This window comes from Arthrobacter sp. Sr33, from assembly GCF_054511195.1.
The window spans coordinates 72,659-91,633 of record NZ_JBTNDD010000010.1 but is presented as its reverse complement, the minus strand read 5'-3'; the positions used below and the strand labels follow the sequence as shown (position 1 = coordinate 91,633).

General features: G+C 64.2%; 17 protein-coding genes and 1 tRNA gene. 9 read left to right on the top strand and 9 right to left on the bottom strand.

Translation table 11 applies throughout. The annotated features are described in order from the left end of the window. Positions 1-20 precede the first annotated feature (20 nt). From ACX80T_RS13615 to ACX80T_RS13600, 4 genes are read right to left on the bottom strand one after another with little or no spacing between them, the layout of a single operon-like run. Positions 21-833, bottom strand: a complete 813-nt coding sequence (locus ACX80T_RS13615; protein WP_019483842.1) for a DUF1684 domain-containing protein — start codon at positions 831-833, stop codon at positions 21-23. 29 nt (positions 834-862) lie between these two features. Continuing rightward, positions 863-1,657, bottom strand: a complete 795-nt coding sequence (locus ACX80T_RS13610) for an amino acid ABC transporter ATP-binding protein (RefSeq protein WP_019483843.1) — start codon at positions 1,655-1,657, stop codon at positions 863-865. Continuing rightward, complete coding sequence (locus ACX80T_RS13605) at positions 1,644-2,303, bottom strand: amino acid ABC transporter permease (RefSeq protein WP_024476481.1); 660 nt, start codon at positions 2,301-2,303, stop codon at positions 1,644-1,646. The genes ACX80T_RS13610 and ACX80T_RS13605 overlap by 14 nt, the downstream gene beginning before the upstream one ends. A 27-nt stretch (positions 2,304-2,330) precedes the next feature. After that, on the bottom strand, positions 2,331-3,155 hold the full coding sequence (locus tag ACX80T_RS13600; protein WP_019483845.1) for an amino acid ABC transporter substrate-binding protein: 825 nt from the start codon (positions 3,153-3,155) through the stop codon (positions 2,331-2,333). A 219-nt stretch (positions 3,156-3,374) separates the two neighbouring features. Between ACX80T_RS13600 and ACX80T_RS13595 the strand changes: the two genes are divergently transcribed. Beyond that, positions 3,375-5,258 (top strand): ABC transporter ATP-binding protein, encoded by a 1,884-nt coding sequence (locus tag ACX80T_RS13595; RefSeq protein ID WP_459304668.1) that lies wholly within the window; start codon positions 3,375-3,377, stop codon positions 5,256-5,258. Positions 5,259-5,274: 16 nt separating this feature from the next. On the opposite strand, the gene yczE is transcribed toward ACX80T_RS13595, so the two are convergent. The 4 genes from yczE to ACX80T_RS13575 form a co-directional block, all read right to left on the bottom strand. Beyond that, positions 5,275-5,907, bottom strand: coding sequence for a membrane protein YczE (gene yczE, locus ACX80T_RS13590; RefSeq protein ID WP_459304667.1), 633 nt, complete (start codon positions 5,905-5,907; stop codon positions 5,275-5,277). 11 nt (positions 5,908-5,918) lie between these two features. Then, entirely contained in the window at positions 5,919-6,404 is a 486-nt protein-coding gene (locus ACX80T_RS13585; RefSeq protein ID WP_459304666.1) for a DUF6314 family protein, read from the bottom strand. 18 nt (positions 6,405-6,422) lie between these two features. After that, a tRNA-Arg gene (locus tag ACX80T_RS13580) sits at positions 6,423-6,499 on the bottom strand. Between the two features lie 18 nt (positions 6,500-6,517). Then, entirely contained in the window at positions 6,518-7,162 is a 645-nt protein-coding gene (locus tag ACX80T_RS13575) for a hypothetical protein (RefSeq protein WP_459304665.1), read from the bottom strand. 173 nt (positions 7,163-7,335) lie between these two features. On the opposite strand from ACX80T_RS13575, the gene ACX80T_RS13570 reads away from it, so the two are divergent. The 8 genes from ACX80T_RS13570 (at position 7,336) to ACX80T_RS13535 (ending at position 17,748) form a co-directional block, all read left to right on the top strand. Continuing rightward, the gene (locus ACX80T_RS13570; RefSeq protein ID WP_459304664.1) at positions 7,336-8,880 is read left to right on the top strand and encodes an alanine/glycine:cation symporter family protein; all 1,545 of its coding nucleotides are present in this window, start codon (positions 7,336-7,338) and stop codon (positions 8,878-8,880) included. A gap of 126 nt (positions 8,881-9,006) precedes the next feature. Beyond that, the gene (gene pcrA / locus ACX80T_RS13565) at positions 9,007-11,499 is read left to right on the top strand and encodes a DNA helicase PcrA (RefSeq protein WP_459304688.1); all 2,493 of its coding nucleotides are present in this window, start codon (positions 9,007-9,009) and stop codon (positions 11,497-11,499) included. Between the two features lie 143 nt (positions 11,500-11,642). Next, a complete protein-coding gene (gene sucC / locus ACX80T_RS13560) occupies positions 11,643-12,812 on the top strand; it encodes an ADP-forming succinate--CoA ligase subunit beta (RefSeq protein WP_019483851.1) in 1,170 nt (389 codons plus the stop codon). 58 nt (positions 12,813-12,870) lie between these two features. Continuing rightward, positions 12,871-13,773: a succinate--CoA ligase subunit alpha gene (gene sucD / locus ACX80T_RS13555; protein ID WP_019483852.1), complete on the top strand. Its 903-nt coding sequence runs from the start codon at positions 12,871-12,873 to the stop codon at positions 13,771-13,773. 151 nt (positions 13,774-13,924) lie between these two features. Further along, the gene (locus ACX80T_RS13550) at positions 13,925-14,980 is read left to right on the top strand and encodes a zinc-dependent alcohol dehydrogenase family protein (protein ID WP_024475443.1); all 1,056 of its coding nucleotides are present in this window, start codon (positions 13,925-13,927) and stop codon (positions 14,978-14,980) included. A 140-nt stretch (positions 14,981-15,120) separates the two neighbouring features. Continuing rightward, on the top strand, positions 15,121-15,744 hold the full coding sequence (locus tag ACX80T_RS13545) for a TetR/AcrR family transcriptional regulator (protein WP_162148034.1): 624 nt from the start codon (positions 15,121-15,123) through the stop codon (positions 15,742-15,744). Beyond that, positions 15,741-17,306 (top strand): MDR family MFS transporter, encoded by a 1,566-nt coding sequence (locus ACX80T_RS13540; protein WP_019483856.1) that lies wholly within the window; start codon positions 15,741-15,743, stop codon positions 17,304-17,306. Before ACX80T_RS13545 ends, ACX80T_RS13540 begins: the two co-directional genes overlap by 4 nt. A 4-nt stretch (positions 17,307-17,310) precedes the next feature. Continuing rightward, the gene (locus ACX80T_RS13535; RefSeq protein WP_019483857.1) at positions 17,311-17,748 is read left to right on the top strand and encodes an SRPBCC family protein; all 438 of its coding nucleotides are present in this window, start codon (positions 17,311-17,313) and stop codon (positions 17,746-17,748) included. A 19-nt stretch (positions 17,749-17,767) separates the two neighbouring features. Here the strand turns inward: ACX80T_RS13535 and ACX80T_RS13530 are convergent, their stop codons facing one another. Further along, the gene (locus tag ACX80T_RS13530; RefSeq protein WP_347693140.1) at positions 17,768-18,865 is read right to left on the bottom strand and encodes a VIT1/CCC1 transporter family protein; all 1,098 of its coding nucleotides are present in this window, start codon (positions 18,863-18,865) and stop codon (positions 17,768-17,770) included. Positions 18,866-18,975: the final 110 nt, after the last annotated feature.

Below are 18,975 nucleotides of genomic sequence, written 5' to 3'. Positions count from 1 at the left end.
AAGCGGGCACGACGACGATGCTAGCCGGGAATGCGTTCGCCGGCTTCCACCGGGACGCCGATGCGGTTACCGTCGATCGGCCGCGGGCAGGTGCCATACGGGGTGAACGCGCTCGGGTAGTTCAACGCACGGTTGAAGTCGAGCTGGACCCGACCGTCAGGTGACACCCGGTCGGTGACAAGGAAACGCCACCCGGCAGTGGTGTCCTTGTTCGTCGCATCATGGAACGCCACTTTCAGGGAGCCGTCCCGCTGCTGTTCGGCCATCAGGGTATGTTCATCGCCACCGATGACAAAGGAAACCGTTCCGGTCGCCTGGGCGACGTCGTCGACCTCGGGATGGGCGGTCCGGATCGGTATCTCACGCGCCGCCGGAAAGGCAGTGTAGCGGCCCTCGGCCACCGCGAAGGAGTCGTACTCGAAGACGGGCACGCCGTCGAACCCGGTGAATGTGGGGGCCGTGTTGTCGCGGGTCCGCACCACGTAGCGGTTGCCGCGGACCGCGAGTTCCACCACTGTGTCCTGATAGCGCACCCAGTTAAGGGAATCGCCGTCGTCGAGGAGCTGGGTGATCGTTCCACTGACTGGCGCCCCGGTGCTTGCGAGGGTCAGGCCGTCAGCGACCTGGGCGGTCAGGGTGGCGCCCTCGGCGGAACCGGGCAGCCCTGCACTCCAGAGGCCGGGCACCAGTTCCAATGCCGTCGGCTCAGTTGGTAGCCACTGCAGGGACGTCAGGGTCAGCCAGCCATGGCCGACGGCGAGGGAGCCGTCGCGCTGCTCACGGAAGCTGCGCCACTGCTGGAGGTGAGTCCGGTCAGGGGTGTGCTGGGTCATGGGAAATCTCCAAAAAGTCGCAGAACGGGTCAGAACGGGTGGAGGAGGCGCTGGACGAACCGTTTGGTCCGCTCCGCTTTGGGCGCCCGCAGCACGGTGTCGGGGTGGCCGCGTTCGATCACCACGCCGCCGTCCATGAAGACCACTTCATCGGCAACTTCGCGGGCGAAGGCCAGCTCATGGGTAACGATCACCATGGTCCATTGCTCGTCGGCTAGTTCCTTGATGACACCCAGGACTTCACCCACGAGCTCCGGGTCGAGCGCCGAGGTGGGTTCATCAAAGAGCAGCAGCGCCGGTTTCAGGGCCAGGGCCCGCACAATACCGACCCGCTGCTGCTGCCCGCCCGACAGTTCAAACGGGTACTGGTCCTTCTTGTCGGCCAGTCCCACCCGGGCGAGCAGCGCCTCGGCGTCCCGGACGGCGTCGGCCCTGCGGGTTTTCTTGACCTGCATGGGTCCTTCGATGACGTTCTGAAGGACGGTCATGTGGGGAAACAGGTTGTAGTGCTGGAAGACCATGGCGCTCTGGTCGCGCAACGCCGACAGGTCCCTGGCTTTGACCTGCCCGCCGAAATCCACCGATGGTCCACCCGCGACCGAGACTGTTCCGCCGTCGGGCGTCTCGAGCCCGTTGAGGCAGCGGAGCACTGTGGTTTTACCGGAGCCGGACGGCCCGATCAGGGCAGTGACCTGACCGGGCCGGACCGCCAGGTCGATCGACTTCAGCACCACGTTGTCGCCGAACGATTTACTGAGTCCGGTCACGGTCAGCAGGTTTCCCGGCTCACCGGAGCGGCCGGCAGCGGGCTCAGTGTGCGACATAACGATCCAACCTCTTCTCCAGATAGGACTGCCCGCTGGAGAGAACGAGGCAGAACACCCAGTAGACCAGCGCGGCCTCCAGATACAACATCATGAATTGCTGGCTGAACGCTGCGATCTCCTGCGCCTGGCGGAACAGCTCGGTCACCAGGATCAGTGATGCCAGGGAAGTGTCCTTCACCAGGCTGATGAACGTGTTGGATAGGGGTGGTACCGACACACGGGCGGCCTGCGGCAGGATAATCCGGCGCAGGGTCCGGGTGCGGGACATGCCAATGGTGTGCCCGGCCTCCCATTGGCCCTTGGGGACGGACAGGATCGCCGCACGGATGATCTCCGCCGCGTAGCCCGCCACGTTCAGGGAGAACGCGATGATGGCGCTGGGCCAGGGATCAATCACCAGCCCGATCGAGGGCAGCCCATAGAAAATGACGAACAGCTGCACCAGCAGGGGAGTGCCCCTGATGATCGAGACGTACACCCGGGCCGCTCCTGACGCGAACCGGTTGCTGCTCAACCGCATCAAAGCGATCACGAGCGCCAGGAGCAGGCCGAGGACAAACGACGACAGGGACAGCGGGATGGTGCCCGTCAGCCCGCCCAGGACCAGAGGCCAGAGCGAATCCCAGAACAGTGTCCAGTCGATGGTGTTCCTCCGTGTGGCTAGCCGGTGCTATTCGGTGACGTCGGAGCCGAAGTACTTCTCCGAGATCTCGGCAAGCGTACCGTCTGCACGCAGACTGGCGAGGGCCTCGTCGACTGCGGCAATCAGGTCGTCGCTGCCCTTGGTGAAGGCGAAGGCACTCAGGGATTCCTCATCGGTTTCAGCGGCGATCTTGATCGCGTCGGTGGGGTTGGTCTGCTGGTAGTCCAGGTAGGTCAGCGTGTCGTTGATCGTGGCGTCCACCCGCCCCTGTTCCAGGAGTGCGACTGACTGCGCCCACCCTTCGACTGCCTCAATTTCGGCACCGCTTTCCTGCGCCAGTTCGTGCCAGTTGCTGGTCAGCGACTGGGCGGTGGTCTTACCCTCAAGGTCCTCGAAGGAGGTGATCTCGGTGTTGTCGGCGCTGGTGACGATCACACCGGTGCTGACCGTGTAAGGATCGGAGAAGTCATAGGTTTCCAGGCGCTGATCGGTAATTGACACCTGGTTGGCGATGACGTCGAACCGGCCGGCATCCAGTCCGGCGAAGATGGCGTCCCACTGGGTTTCCTCGAACTCCGCCTCGACCCCGAGTTCCTCGGCGACGGCGGTGATGACTTCGACGTCGAACCCGGTCAGATCGCCCGCGCCGCCCTCATGGAAACTGAAGGGACGGTAGGTTCCCTCGGTGCCGACGGTGATGACGCCGGCATCCTGGATTTCCTGCAGCGTGGTGGGTCCCGCAGAGGCGCTGCCGTCAGCTGGCTCCCCGGTGGTTTCTCCGCCGCCGCAGGCCGCCAGGCCCAGGGTGAGAGCGGTGGCTGCGCCAAGAATTGAAAGACGACGGGTCAACATTTTTGCGGGTCCTTAATAACTGGGGATGGTTCAGGGGTCTCCTGCCGTTGTACAGGGCATGGTTGTGCGGGCACAACGTGCGGAGCCACATAGTGCAACAAAGCCCTCAGCGGAATTAGTTCCGGTCGCCGGTGTGATCCGTGCGACCTTGGGCCGCTCCGGACTCGTCCCCGGGGGTTGCGGGCATAAGCTGAACACCAGAGCAACGGAGGCTTATACATGAGCATGGAAGGCGCTGCCTGGAATTCCCTGTACCGGATTTCCACCGCCAAGGACAGCAACAACAAATTCTCGAAGGAAACGCTGAAACGCATCCTGAGATTTGCTGTGCCGTACCGGACCAAACTGATCTTCTTCATCGCGTTGTCGGTGGTGTCCGCTTTCCTCGCGGTCGCGACGCCGGTCCTCGCTGGCCAGGTGGTCAACGAGATCATTGCCGGCACCGGGCTTGAAACAGTCATCTGGCTGGCCGTCGTCATCGCGCTGGTAGCGGTTGCCGACGCCGTGGTGTCCATGGCGACCCGCTGGTTCTCCTCGAAGATCGGTGAGGGAGTCATCCTGGACCTGCGCACCACCGTTTTCGACCACGTACAGAAAATGCCGATCGCCTTCTTCACCCGCACCCGGACGGGCGCGCTGGTCAGCCGGCTCAACAACGACGTGATCGGCGCGCAGCAGGCCTTCAGTGGCACCCTCTCCGGGGTGGTCAGCAACATTGTGGCGCTCGCCCTCACCCTGGTGGTCATGCTGACGACGTCGGTCCTGGTCACCGTGCTGGCCGTCATCATGCTGCCGATCTTCCTGCTGCCCGCCCGCCGGATGGGCAACCGCCTCGCCGCCCTGCGTCGCGAGGCAGCCGACCACAACTCGGCGATGAGCACGCAGATGACCGAGCGCTTTTCCGCCCCCGGCGCCACCCTGGTCAAACTGTTCGGCCGCCCGGACGAGGAGTCGCAGGAATTCGCGGTCCGCGCCGCACGGGTCCGCGACATTGGCGTCCGGATGGCCATGCTCCAGTGGGTCTTCGTCACCGCACTGATGCTGGTCTCCGCGCTCGCCCTCGCCCTGGTGTACGGCCTCGGCGGTGCCCTGGCCCTGAACGGTGCGTTGAACACGGGTGAGGTGGTCACGCTCGCGCTGCTGCTCACCCGCCTGTACGCACCCCTGACCAACCTGGCCAACGCCCGGGTGGAAATCATGAGCGCGCTGGTCAGCTTCGAGCGCGTCTTCGAGGTCCTCGACCTGGACCCGCTGATCAAGGAGAAGCCCGACGCGGGACGTATCCCCGACGGTCCGGTCTCAGTGGAGTTCGACGACGTCCGGTTCGCCTACCCCTCGGCGGACAAGGTGTCCCTCGCCTCACTGGAGGAGGTCTCCACCCTGGATACCCGGGGCGGCGAGGAGGTGCTGCACGGGGTGTCCTTCCGGGTGGAACCGGGCCAGACGATCGCCCTGGTGGGAACATCGGGTGCCGGCAAATCCACGATCGCGCAGTTGCTGTCCCGGTTGTACGACGTCGACAGCGGCGCGGTCCGCCTCGCTGGCACCGACGTGCGGGACGTGACCTTCGAATCGCTCCGGCACACCATGGGCATGGTCACCCAGGACGGCCACCTCTTCCACGAGACCATCAAATCGAATCTGCTACTGGCACGGCCCGGGGCGACCGACGAGGAGATCTGGGACGCCGTCCGGCGTGCCCGGCTCGAACCGCTGCTGAGGTCACTGCCCGATCAGCTGGACACCATGGTGGGGGAGCGCGGCTACCGGCTTTCCGGCGGCGAACGCCAGCGCATGACGATCGCCCGGCTCCTGCTGGCCCAACCCCGGGTGGTCATCCTGGACGAGGCGACCGCCGCACTGGACTCCACCTCCGAGGCGGCAGTCCAGGCAGCGCTCAGTGAAGCACTGGAGGGGCGGACCGCCGTCGTCATCGCCCACCGGCTCTCGACCATCCGCACCGCCGACCAGATCCTCGTGATCGAGGACGGCCAGATTGCCGAACGCGGAACCCACGACGAACTGCTGGAGCGTGGCGGCAGGTACGCGGAACTGCACCGCACCCAGTTCGCGGTCAGGAAGAACGTGGCGCCCGGAGTCTAGTTCCGTGCAGACCGTGTCAGGTGGCAGGAGCTGCGGTGCCGGCCGCGCCGCCACGGGGGCGCGGGTCCGGAATGTGAAGCAGAGGAAGCGCTGCGTTGACCATGGGCCCTATTAGGAGGGCAAAGGCGACGGTGCCGACGCCGACGGTCCCGCCGAGCACCCACCCGATGGCCAGCACAGTGAGTTCGATGAGCGTACGAACCTTCCAGATCTTCCAGCCCCACTTCCGGTGAATACCGGTCATCAACCCGTCCCGGGGTCCGGGGCCCATCCGGGCACCGATGTACAGTCCGGTTGCCAGCGCCAGGAGGGTGAGCCCACCGGTAAACAACAGGATCTGCGCCCAGAGTTCCGTCGGCATCGGAAGTATGGCCAGGCCCACCTCTGCGCTGGGGCCCACCAGCGCCACGTTGAGTACCGTCCCGATGCCCGGCTTCTGCCGGATAGGAATCCAGAGCAGGAGCACCAGCAGCCCAATGATGTTCGTGGCGACACCGAAGGGGAGCCCCGACTGGAGTGCGACACCCTGCCCGAGTACGTCCCACGGTGACACGCCGATCCCGGCCTGGATCATCATGGCAATGGCAAAGCCGTAGCAGAACAAGCCAACCAGTAGCTGGGGGACGCGTCGGAGAATGAGGTGGCTCATAGGGGCCGACATTACGCCCCGCGGCTGCTTCTCAACGATTCCGTTTCGGCGGTCCGGGTGAGGCGCGTCAGCAGCGTCAGATCCTTCTGGGGGCCGCTGACCCGCCACCTGTACTGCCAATGATCCCGACCCACCAGGACGAACTCTCCCCGGTAAACGTCGGGTGGGCACGGATGTACGGGCAAATCCTGGCCGGTGGAGAGGTCGAGGCAGTGGAAAAAGCGGCCGTCCGGGAAGAACACCTCTGCTGACTGGGGTTCGACTGTCGGCCGCCAGAACAGTTCGCGGGTCGCTGGTGTGGGTGAGGACCCGGCCCAGGTGAGGGAGCCGCGCTCGCCGTGGCGAAGGGCGCCATCGTCGAACGTGAAGGTCGCGACGCCGGTGAACCGGCCCGTCAGACCGGAGGCGTGATCGGCCAGTGAACGCTCGACCGTCCAGGAGCCGTGCAGATAGTTGAGGAGCGTATCAGCGGCGCCGAGGCGAAACGGTTCATTCATCGGGCTACCCATCCACGGTGGTGCCCCTGGCCGGAATCGAACCGACGACCTTCCCTTTAGGAGAGGGACGCTCTATCCTACTGAGCTACAGAGGCGGGTACAGCGGTACCAGCTTACCTGCTTTCGGGCGCTGTCCCATTCGGGTCGGTCAGCAGTACCGGGAGCTTGCCGCGAACGCTGCCCGGAAGCAGGACCGCCAGAAGTCCTGCGATGGCTGAGAGCCCCAGCAGGACCCAGCGCGCGATGGTGAGCGCCGAGGCCAAGGCAACCTGGCCGTCGTCGGGCGCTGTGGCCGCCAGCATCGAATCTATTGCCACGTTTTCCCACAGGTCCACCACCGCGAACAGCAGCGGCGGGGCCCAAAGCAGCCAGCGCAGCCAACGGCGATCAACATTTAACTGAATCAGGAGAAGCCACGCGATGCCGAAGATGAGCGGGAACAGTGTTCCCGCAGTCTTATGGAGGTAGCTGAGCTGGCCGAGCGCGTCATCGTCCATGGCCGCCTGCAGGTCGGCCACGTGGGCCGACCCGTAACCACCAAACATCATGTCGGGCATCGTCAGCCCCTCGGCGAGCTGGCCCAGCTGGCCCAGCGCGAGGAGGTGGTAGTACCCGAACAGGAGAACTGCCGTGGCAGCCGCGGCGATCAGGAGCATGTTCCCGTTGCTGCGTGGTGGAACTGCGGTCGGAGCGGCGTCGGGCATGCCGGCCGCGGCCGGTCCGTGCTTCTTGGCGATCTGCGCTCGGGTCTTGGACATGCAGTGATTATCCCAGCTGTCGGATGAAATCAGAGCCCACCATGTGAAACTGCGGATTTTCTGTGAACTACATCACGTTTTGGTGACAAATATGCCATACGAAGCATCTGTGATTGCAAACACACCACGCTTTGCGGTTGTTTAGATGAATGGCAATTAACCAAGCACTACCTATGACCAGCGTTGCGGATGAAATTGGCTGGCTGGCTGAGGTCGAGGATGCGATCGATTCGGTTTTCGCTCCCGTAACTGAGGTGTTCTCCAACATCGTGTTCTTCCCCATCACCATTGGGGAGGTCAGCTTTCCTATAGTTGTCGCGTGGCTGATCGCCGCGGGCATCATCTTCACCATCTACTTCGGCTTCGTCCAGTTCCGGCACCTCAAGGTGTCCTACGAAGTGGTCCGCGGCAGGTATTCCTCCAAAGACGACCCGGGAGAGGTGCCTCACTTCCAGGCCCTGACCTCAGCACTGTCCGGCACGGTCGGACTTGGCAACATTGCCGGTGTCGGCGCCGCTATGGCCCTTGGCGGGCCTGGCGCAACATTCTGGATGATCCTGGCCGGTTTGCTTGGTATGGCCACCAAGTTCGCTGAATGTACCCTCGGGGTGAAGTACCGCGAGGTCCACCCTGACGGCACCGTCAGCGGCGGGCCGTTCAAATACCTCCCCATCGCTTTTGAGAAGTTTGGCCGACTGCCCGCAAAGATCCTGACGGGTATCTTTGCCGTCGCCATCCTCATCTTCGGTGTGGCTGGTGGCAATATGTTCCAGGCCAACCAGACCTTCGCCCAGGTGCAGAACGTCACCGGCGGCGACGACGGATTCCTCGGCAGCGCGGGCGCTGCCCTGATCTTCGGCATTGTCCTCGCCGCACTTGTCGGCGCAGTGATCCTCGGCGGCATCAAATCAATCGGTGCTACCACCAGCCGGCTCGTCCCCGCCATGGCAGCCGTCTACATCACAGCCTGCCTCTTCGTGATCGTCGTCAACATCGGCAACGTCCCAGCGGCCTTCGGCTCCATCATCGAGGGTGCTTTCGCCCCCGCCGGTATGGCAGGCGGCTTCATTGGTGTCATGATCGTCGGCTTCCAGCGTGCTGCATTCTCCAACGAGGCCGGCCTGGGCTCCGCAGCAATTGCCCACTCGGCAGTCAAGACCCGCCGTCCGGTCAGTGAAGGCTTCGTCGCGATGTTCGAACCGTTCATCGACACGGTGGTTATCTGCACCATGACCGCACTCACGATTGTCATTGCCAGCGCACCAAGCCTGCAGGCCGGAATCGACCAGGTGCAGGCCGGCGACGGCGCTCCCGACGGCGTGATCCTCACCTCGGATGCCTTCGCATCGGTCATTTCGTGGTTCCCGATTGTGCTGGCCATCGCTGTTGCCCTGTTCGCCTTCTCCACCCTGATCACCTGGTCGTACTACGGGCTGAAGGCCTGGGAGTACCTCTTCGGACGCAGCAAGGTGTCCGAAATCATCTACAAGTGCGTGTTCCTCTTCTTCACCGTCGTCGGCACCGTCCTGACCTTCGCCCAGGTCCTGAACTTCGCCGACGCCGCACTGTTCGTCTGTGCTTTTGTGAACCTGCTCGGTGTGTACATGCTGCTGCCGGTCATCAAGCGCGAGATGAAGGCCTACCTGGCCGACCGCAAGAGCGGCACGTTGCTGCAACTCGGTATCGACCATGACGATATCGAAGAAGCCAAGCCGTAATCGCCATCACGATCTAGCGTTCAAACGCCCGCCGGTTCCGTTGAACCGGCGGGCGTTTGGGTGTGAGGTGGGGTTGCCCAACCGGTTTCGTCGGTGCCAGCAACTAGACTTGGTGGCACCATGGATATGCTTTTCGACCCACACCTCGGCTCCACTCCCGCCAGTTCAGGGCGGCGCGCGACGTCGTCGGCGCGCCCTGCCGCCGCCGACCCGGCGGACGGTTCCGCTGAGGTGCCGCACTCCAGCGGCGGGCGCCGGGACGATGCACGCGCACGGGAACTATTGGTGGGCCTGAATCCGCAGCAGGAAGAAGCCGTCCGCCACAGCGGGTCGCCGCTACTGATCGTTGCGGGCGCCGGCTCGGGCAAAACCCGGGTGCTCAGTCACCGCATTGCCTACCTGTTGGCCATGGGCAGGGCCCACCACGGTGGGATCCTGGCAATCACCTTCACCAACAAGGCCGCCGCCGAAATGCGCGAACGCATCGAAGGCCTGGTCGGCGACGTCGCCAAGCGCATGTGGATCTCCACCTTCCACTCCTCCTGTGTGCGGATCCTGCGGCGGGAGGCAGCCTCCGTGGGGCTGAACTCCAACTTCTCCATCTACGATTCAGCCGACACGCTGCGGCTCGTCACCCTGGTGGCCAAGGGGCTGGATCTGGATCCCAAGCGGTTCACGCCCAAATCCATCCAGCACAAAATTTCGGCCCTGAAGAATGAACTGATCGATGAGGAGAGCTACGCCAGCTCAGCCAACTACTCGGACCCGTTCGAGCAGGCAGTCGCCGAGGTCTACAAGGGTTACGCGCAGCGGATGCGTCAGGCCAACGCGATGGATTTCGATGACCTGATCGCCCAGACCGTCTACATGTTCAGGGCCTTCCCCGGGGTAGCCGACTACTACCGCCGCCGGTTCCGGCACGTCCTGGTGGACGAGTACCAGGACACCAACCACGCGCAGTACGCCCTGGTGCGGGAAATTGTTGGCATCACGGAGGACCCCAGCGAAAACGGGGAAGCCATTCCGCTCGCCGAACTGACGGTGGTCGGCGACTCGGACCAGTCGATCTACGCGTTCCGGGGTGCCGACGTCCGGAATATCGTCGAGTTCGAGAACGACTACCCCAATGCGCGCACCATCCTGCTGGAACAGAACTACCGTTCAACCCAGACCATCCTGAGCGCAGCCAACGCGGTGATTTCCCGCAACCCGGACCGGCCCGACAAAAAACTGTGGACCGCCGAGGGTGATGGTGAACCGATCGTCGGGTACGTGGGCGAAAACGAGCACGAGGAAGCCCGGTTTATCGCCGAGGAGATCGACCGCCTCCAGGATGAGGATGACCTTCGTCCTGGCGACGTGGCGATCTTTTACCGGACCAACGCGCAGTCCCGCTCCATTGAGGAAATCCTGATGCGCGTAGGTCTGCCGTACAAGGTGGTGGGCGGCACCCGCTTCTACGAGCGCAAGGAGATCAAGGACGCGCTCGCCTACCTGCGGGTCCTGGTCAACCAGGACGACGTCGTCAACCTCCGCCGAATCCTCAACGAACCGAAGCGCGGGATCGGGGACCGGGCCGAATACGCCGTCGCGGCGCTCGCCGAGCGGGAGCGGATGTCCTTCATGGCAGGACTCCGCCGGGCCGGCGAGGCACCGGGCCTGGCGACCCGCTCACTGAATGCAGTGAACGGCTTCGTGAAGCTCATCGATGATCTCGCTGAGGTGGCCGACGGGTCGGGCGCCTCCGCGGCACTGGAAGCGGTGCTGGAGCAGACCGGCTACCTGGCACAGTTACGGCTGAGCAACGATCCGCAGGACGAGTCGCGGGTGGAAAACCTTGCGGAACTCGTGGCGGTGGTCCGCGAGTACGAACAGGAAAACCCTGACGGCACACTCGGCGACTTCCTGGAGCAGGTCTCGCTGGTGGCTGACGCCGACCAGATCCCTTCGGCACCCGAAGGGTCGGCTGCCGAGGTGGAACAGGCGGTCGCCGAAGCCAAAAGGCTGGGTGTGGTCACCCTGATGACCCTGCACACGGCCAAGGGGCTCGAATTTCCGGTGGTGTTCCTGACCGGCATGGAGCAGGGCATCTTCCCGCATCAGCGCTCAGCTACCGACCCAAAGGAGCTGGCCGAGGAACGCCGGCTCGCCTACGTGGGGCTGACCCGCGCGCGGAAACGGCTCTACATCACCCGGTCCGAGGTGCGCAGCATGTGGGGTCAGAGCCAGTACAACCCTGCCTCGCAATTTGTCGGCGAAGTGCCCAGCGAACTCATCAAGTGGAAACGGGAAGGCGCATCCGGGCCGGTCTGGTCCGGGGGCGCGGCAATCGGAGGCAACAACCGGTTCAGCGGATCCTACTGGGGGGCCGGTGCCGCGGGTGGCGACGACACCGGGCGCGGGCTGCCCACCCGGTCGGCAACCGTCGTCGGGCGTGTGCAACCACAGAAAGAGGTGCTCTCAGTCGCGGTGGGGGACAAGGTCAACCACACCAGCTTCGGCAACGGGACCATTCTGGCCGTCGAGGGAGCGGGCGACAAGACGGTGGCGAAAGTGTCGTTCGACGTTGGCGAGAAGCGCCTCCTGCTGAGGTATGCGCCGCTGACCAAGACGGGGTAGTTCATTAGCTCATCAGGTTACATTTCTACAAACCATAGAACTGTGGCCTTGGTCACTAAACGGGTAGTCTGTGAAAGGCGCTGAACGCCAAGGGACTAAAGTTCCCTGTGTAAACCTACTTCGACGTAGAAGGACACTGGCCTGTGGATCTGTTCGAATATCAGGCGCGCGATCTTTTTGAGGCACACGGAGTACCCGTGCTCGCCGGCATCGTGGCGCATACCCCCGAGGAAGCAAAGGCGGCAGCCGAGAAAATTGGCGGTGTCGTCGTCGTCAAGGCTCAAGTCAAAGTTGGAGGCCGCGGTAAAGCGGGCGGCGTCAAAGTCGCAAAGACCCCCGATGAGGCGTTCAAGTACGCCTCGGACATCCTTGGCATGGACATCAAGGGCCACACCGTTCACAAGGTGATGATCGCGCAGGGCGCTGACATCGCCGAGGAGTATTACTTCTCGGTACTGCTGGACCGGTCCAACCGCAACTACCTGGCCATGTGCTCGGTGGAGGGCGGCGTGGAAATTGAGCAGCTCGCGGTTGAGCGTCCCGAAGCGCTGGCCCGCATCGCCGTCGACCCCGCTGTGGGCATCGACCAGGCGAAGGCCAACGAGATCGTGGAGACCGCAGGGTTCGCTCCTGAGCTGCGCGAGGGTGTTGCCCACGCGATCATCAAGCTGTGGGACGTCTTCGTCTCAGAAGACGCCACCCTGGTGGAGGTCAATCCGCTGGTGCAGACCGGAAGCGGCGAGATCATTGCCCTCGACGGCAAAGTCACCATCGACGAGAACGCTGCGTTCCGTCAGGCCGGCCACGCCGAGCTTGAGGACCAGGACTCGGCTGACCCACTGGAGGCCAAGGCGAAGGCCAACGACCTCAACTACGTCAAGCTCGACGGCGAAGTGGGGATCATCGGCAACGGTGCCGGTCTGGTCATGTCAACGCTCGACGTCGTCGCCTACGCCGGCGAAGCCCACGGCAATGTGCGTCCAGCGAACTTCCTGGACATTGGCGGTGGAGCATCGGCTGCTGTGATGGCTGCCGGACTCGACGTCATCCTGAACGACCCTCAGGTCAAGAGCGTGTTCGTCAACGTGTTCGGTGGCATCACCGCGTGTGACGCGGTCGCCAACGGCATTGTCGAAGCGCTCCAGATCCTGGGCGACAAGGAAAACAAGCCACTGGTAGTCCGCCTCGACGGCAACAACGTTGAGGAAGGCCGCCGCATTCTCGCCGAGGCGAACCACCCAATGGTCACCCTCGCCGACACCATGGATGAAGGCGCCGACAAGGCCGCCGAATTGGCTTACGCCGCCCGCTGATCGAGCCTGCACTCCCCGGCTAGTGTTCTGCCGGGTCCAAAGGATTAAGGAATAACGTATGTCAATTTTTCTCAACAAAGACTCCAAGGTCATTGTGCAGGGCATCACCGGCGGCGAAGGCACCAAGCACACCGCGCTGATGCTCGCTGCCGGCACCCAGGTGGTCGGTGGGGTCAACGCCCGCAAGGCTGGCACCACCGTCACCCACGGTGACGTCACCCTGCCGGTCTTCGGTAAGGTCAGCGAAGCGATGACCGAAACCGGCGCCGACGTGTCGATCGTCTTCGTCCCCCCGGCCTTCACCAAGGACGCGGTGATCGAGGCCATCGAGGCCGGCATCGGACTCGTCGTAATCATCACCGAGGGCGTCCCCGTGCAGGACTCGGCCGAGTTCTGGGCCCTCGCCCAGTCCAAGGTCGACGCCGACGGCAACCAGGTCACCCGGATCATCGGCCCTAACTGCCCAGGCATCATCACGCCGGGGGAGTCCCTGGTCGGCATCACCCCGGCGAACATCACCGGTAAGGGTGGCGTGGGCCTCGTGTCCAAGTCAGGCACCCTGACCTACCAGATGATGTTCGAGCTGCGCGACCTCGGTTTCTCCACCGCCATCGGCATCGGCGGTGACCCCATCGTCGGAACCACCCACATCGACGCACTTGCTGCGTTCGAGGCGGACCCCGAGACCAAGGCCATCGTCATGATCGGCGAAATCGGTGGCGACGCCGAAGAGCGTGCCGCCGAATACATCAAAGCCAACGTCACCAAGCCGGTTGTCGGCTATGTGGCAGGCTTCACCGCACCCGAGGGCAAGACCATGGGCCACGCCGGCGCCATTGTGTCCGGCTCAGCGGGTACGGCTCAGGCCAAGAAGGAAGCCCTTGAGGCTGCAGGCGTGAAGGTCGGCAAGACGCCGTCCGAGACCGCCAAACTGCTCCGCGAAGTGTACGCGGGACTGTAATTCCTTCAGCGGAGGGCCCCGGCAGCTGGATTAGTCCAGCCGCCGGGGCCTTTTCTGTCCTCGGGGCTGGTGAGCAGTGCGCTGGAATTCGGGGCGTGACGGCCGCGTTAGGCTAACTGAACACCCCTACATCCCAGTTTGAGGAGTATGCATGCGTGCCACCATCATTCACGGTCCCGGCGACATCAAGGTTGAGGACCGCGACTACCCCACGATCAAGCGTCCGACCGACGCCATCGTGAAGGTCACCGCTTCCTGTGTCTGCGGTTCGGATCTCTGGCCCTACCGCGGCATCGGCAAGAACCGCGGCACCCGCGCGATCGGGCACGAGTTTGTCGGAGTCGTCGAGGAGATCGGCACCGAGGTGACAGACCTGGCGGTGGGCGACTTCGTGATTGCCCCCTTCGTCGACAGTTGCGGCAAATGTCCCCAGTGCCTCAATGGTGTGACGGTGGCGTGCGACCACCTCACCTCCTGGGGCGGCGACGACGAGTTCGGCCACTACGTCGAGGGCGCCCAGGGTGAGGCGGTCCGCGTCCCCCAGGCCGACGGCACCCTGCGCCGGGTAGATGGCGTGGCCGACCCCGACCGGGCGCTGACCGCCAGCCTCCTGACGCTTTCCGACGTGATGTCCACGGGCCACCATGCCGCGGTCAGCGCCCAGGTCGGACCAGGCCGCACCGTGGTGGTGGTCGGCGACGGCGCCGTCGGGCTGTGCGGTGTGCTCGCCGCAAAGCGACTCGGCGCGGAACGCATTATCGCGATGTCCCGGCACGAGGATCGGCAGGCGCTGGCCCGCGAGTTCGGCGCCACCGACATCGTCGCCGAACGTGGCGATGCCGGCGTGGAGAAAGTCCGGGAATTGTTGGGGGGAGTGCTGGCCGACTCGGTGCTTGAGTGTGTGGGTACCAAGGAGTCGATGGAGCAGGCGCTCGCCAGCACCCGGCCCGGCGGCAACCTCGGGTTTGTTGGTGTTCCCGCCGGCGGCGCCGAACTGCCCATCGGCCTGCTGTTCTCGAAGAACATCACCGTGGGCGGCGGCATGGCCCCGGCCCACACCTACATTCCCGAGCTTCTGGCCGACGTCCTCGCCGGGAAGATCAACCCGGGCAAAGTGTTCGACGTCGAGATGCCCCTCGAAGAAGCAGCGGCAGCCTACCAGGCCATGGATGAGCGCCGCGCGATCAAGGTACTGCTCAAACCCTAGCCCCACCCACGAACGCGCCGGCAGCCGTGTTGCACACGGATGCCGGCGCGTTCGGCGTTTAACGGCAACCCGACGGACGAATTGTGCAGAGCCGCAATTTTGCAGTTGTGTAAAAGGTTGTCCAGTGCCACAATAGTTTGGTGAGTCAACTAATTTCCTTGCGGGACCGAAAGAGGACAGAGACCTGGGCTGCGCTGCATGATGCCGCGGCCAGGCTCACCCTCGAAAACGGCCCGGACCGCGTCACCACCGAGGCGATTGCTGCCCAGGCCAACGTCTCGGCCCGCACCTTCTTCAACTACTTCGGCACCAAAGAGGACGCCATCCTCGGCCTCCAGGACCCCTCCATCCACGACTCCTGGCTGGCGGCCTTCGACGTCGACGCGGACCTCCTCGACCAGGTTTCCCGGCTCCTCGTGCAGGTGGTGCATTCCACTGAGGGTGGCGCCGACGGCGACAGCCTCCGGATGGAGGTGGTGCGGCGGTTCCCCCAGTTGCGCCAGCGCCGCTTCGGCTACTTCCTGAAGGTGGAACAGCTGGTCCGTGACGTCCTCACCGAAGGCATCACCGCCTCAGCCAAGTGGGCCGACGTCGCCCGGCGCCACCGGGCCGAAGACATTTCCCGGATGATCGTGCTGATCGCCGGAGCCCCCATGCGTTACGCGATGCAGGAATCTGCACACGCCCCCACACTAGACAACCAGTTCGCGGCTCTCAGTACCGCCAACGCACTCCTCAGAGAGGTCCTCCCGGAAATTCAATGAGTACCACAACCAAAACCGCTCCAGCTGTCGTTGTCGAGAAGCCCACCGGCATGCTCCTGTTGTTCATCGGCCTGATGCTCTCAATGCTGCTGGCAGCCCTCAGCCAGATGATCCTCAGTACCGCGCTTCCCACCATTGTGGGCGAGCTCAACGGGGTGGACCAGATGCTCTGGGTGATCACCGCCTACATCCTGACCGCCACCATCGTGATGCCGATCTACGGCAAACTCGGTGACCTGATGGGCCGCAAGAACCTGCTGCTCATCGCGATCAGCATCTTCATGGCTGGCTCAATCGTCGGCGGGCTTGCCCCCGACATGCCGTGGTTGATTACCGGCCGGGCCATCCAGGGCGTCGGTGGCGGTGGGCTGATGATCCTCTCCCAGGCGATCATCGCCGACGTCGTTCCCGCCCGCGAACGCGGCAAATATATGGGCGCCATGGGCGGGGTCTTCGCGTTCGCCTCGGTAGCTGGGCCCCTGCTTGGCGGATTCTTCACTGAAGGTCCGGGCTGGCGTTGGATGTTCTGGATCAACATGCCGTTGGGCATCCTCGCGATCCTCGTTGTCGTCTTCTTCCTGCACCTTCCCGGCAAGGAGAGGAAGCGGTCAAAGCCCGACGTCGCAGGCATGGTCCTCCTGGCCCTTGCCACCACCTCGATTGTGCTGGTGGGCACCTGGGGCGGCACCCGGTACGACTGGACCTCGTTGACGATCCTGGGCCTGATCGCTGCTGCGGTGGTCACCAGCGCAGCTTTTGTCCTGGTCGAACGCCGTGCGGACGAGCCGATCCTTCCGATGCACCTCTTCCGGGAACGCAACTTCAACCTCACCACCGCTGGCGGCCTGCTGATCGGCGTCACCATGTTCGGCGCCGTCGGCTACATGCCGACCTACCTGCAGATGGTCACCGGAGCAAGTGCCACCAACGCTGGCCTGCTGATGATCCCGATGATGGGGGCGCTGCTGGTCACTTCCACCGGATCGGGGCTGCTTGTCAGCCGGACCGGCCGCTACAAGTGGATGCCGATCGCCGGGTCACTGCTGGTCGCCGTCGCACTCTTCCTGCTCTCGACCATCCAACCCGCCACCGAGCTCTGGGTAATCTGCACGTACCTCGGGTTGCTTGGCGCCGGGCTGGGCCTCAGCATGCAGATCCTGGTGCTGATTGTGCAGAACACCTTCCCAAACCGGATGGTCGGGACGGCTACCGCCTCGAACAACTACTTCCGTCAGATCGGGGCCACCCTGGGGTCGGCCATCGTCGGTAGTCTCTTCACGACACGGGTCGCTGACCTGCTGACCGAGCGGCTTCCCGGCGGGGCGGTCAGCACCGAGGGTGGGGTCAACTCGCTCACCCCCGAACTGGTCTACACGCTCCCGGAGGCCGCGAGGAACGCGGTGATCGATTCCTACAACGACGCACTCACACCACTCTTCCTCTACATGGCGCCGCTCGGAATCATCGCCGCGATCCTGCTGTTCTTCGTGAAGGAGGCCCCTCTTGCGACGTCGATCGCCGCGGACCCTGAACCAGCCACCCAGGCCAGCAAGGCAGAATAGGGGCATGAGTTCCTACCTGATTACCCGTGAACGATTCATCAACGCCCCGGCCAGCGACATTTTCGAGGTCCTGGCGACCCCGGCGCTGCACAGCGTGATTGACGGCTCCGACACCGTCCAGGGCGAACAGCCAGGTGGACCGCAGCGGCTGTACGAGGGCGCCAAGTTCGGCATGGACATGCGGATCGGCGCGAAGTACAAGATCCTCAACAAGGTGACCGAGTTCGAGGAAGGCCGCCGGATTACCTGGCGCCACTTCACCAAGGCCACCTGGAGCTACGTCCTCGAACCGCGTGACGGCGGCACCCTGGTCACCGAGCAGTGGGATGCGCGTTCGGTGACTGGGAAGATTGTGCTGCGGCCGATGGGGTTCCTGCGGAAGAACCCGGTTGCCATGGAAAAAACCCTCATCAAGCTCGAAAACTACGTGACCAAACCCTGAGGTCAGCAGCTACTGGCCCTTACAGCAGCCCGACGCCGAACAGCAGCCCGAGCAGGTAGGTAGCGGCGGCCGCACCGAGGCCGATCGCCACCTGCCGTAACGCCAGCTTCAGTGGCGACGCTCCGGAGAGAAGCCCGACGACGGCGCCCGTTCCCAGCAGCGCGAGTCCCACCAGAACGCAGGCGACGAGGACGGCCGTCATCCCGCTCAGCCCGAACAGGTACGGCAGGATGGGGATCAGGGCCCCCGAGGCGAAAAAGCAGAAGCTGGCACCCGCCGCGCCCAGGCCAGTGCCGATGTGTTCATGAGCGTCGCGGTCACCAGTGATTTCCGGCTGGAGGGACAGACTCGGATCACAGTCGCAGTCACGGAGCCCCAACCGTTCCGAGGCGCGATGCTCGGCCGCCTCCAGGGACATGCCGCGGGCGCGGTAGACCAGCACCAGTTCGTTGGCATCCATATCCAGTTCCTTGGCGGCGGTGAGCGTGATCTGGGTGGGCCGCGACGCTGCGAGCAGCTCCCGCTGCGACCGGACGGACACGTACTCGCCGGCACCCATGGACAGTGCTCCGGCGAGGAGGCCCGCGACGCCGCTGAACAACACAAACCCGGTGGAGACACCGGTTGCGCCGACACCCAGGACGAGGGCCAGGTTGCTGACCAGTCCGTCGTTAGCCCCGAACACTGCGGCCCTGAAGTTGCCCGATAGCCTGTTGCGGCCCCGGGTCGCAAGCCCCCGAATGACTTCCTCATGGATCTGTTCATCAGCAGCCATCGCGTCGGTGGCGGTGGGGTCCGCGGCGTAGGGGGACCTGCTTTCGGCACGCTGCGCCAGGGCCAGCACGAAGACGCTGCCAAACCGCCTGGCGAGGAAGCCCAGCACCAGGTTGCGGAACGAAGGCCGCGCAGGCTTGCCGGCGTCGGGCCCGAGGAGTGAGAGCCAGTGGGCCTCGTGTCTGCCTTCGGCCTTGGCCAGGGCGAGCAGAATTTCTTGTTCCTCGCCCTCGCGGCGGCTCGCCAGATAGCGGTAGGTGGCGGCTTCGGCGCGTTCGTCGGCCAGGTATTGGCGCCAGCGGCGAATATCTGCCGGGGCTGGCTGGTCTGACTGTGGTGTCACGTGGGATCTCCTGGTCTGTAGCGACCAGTGCCGTGACGGGGCTCCGGCCGTCGTTAAAGCGGCCGAAGGTCTCGCTCGCCGGTCTAGGTCACCGGTGGATTGCCGGGCCA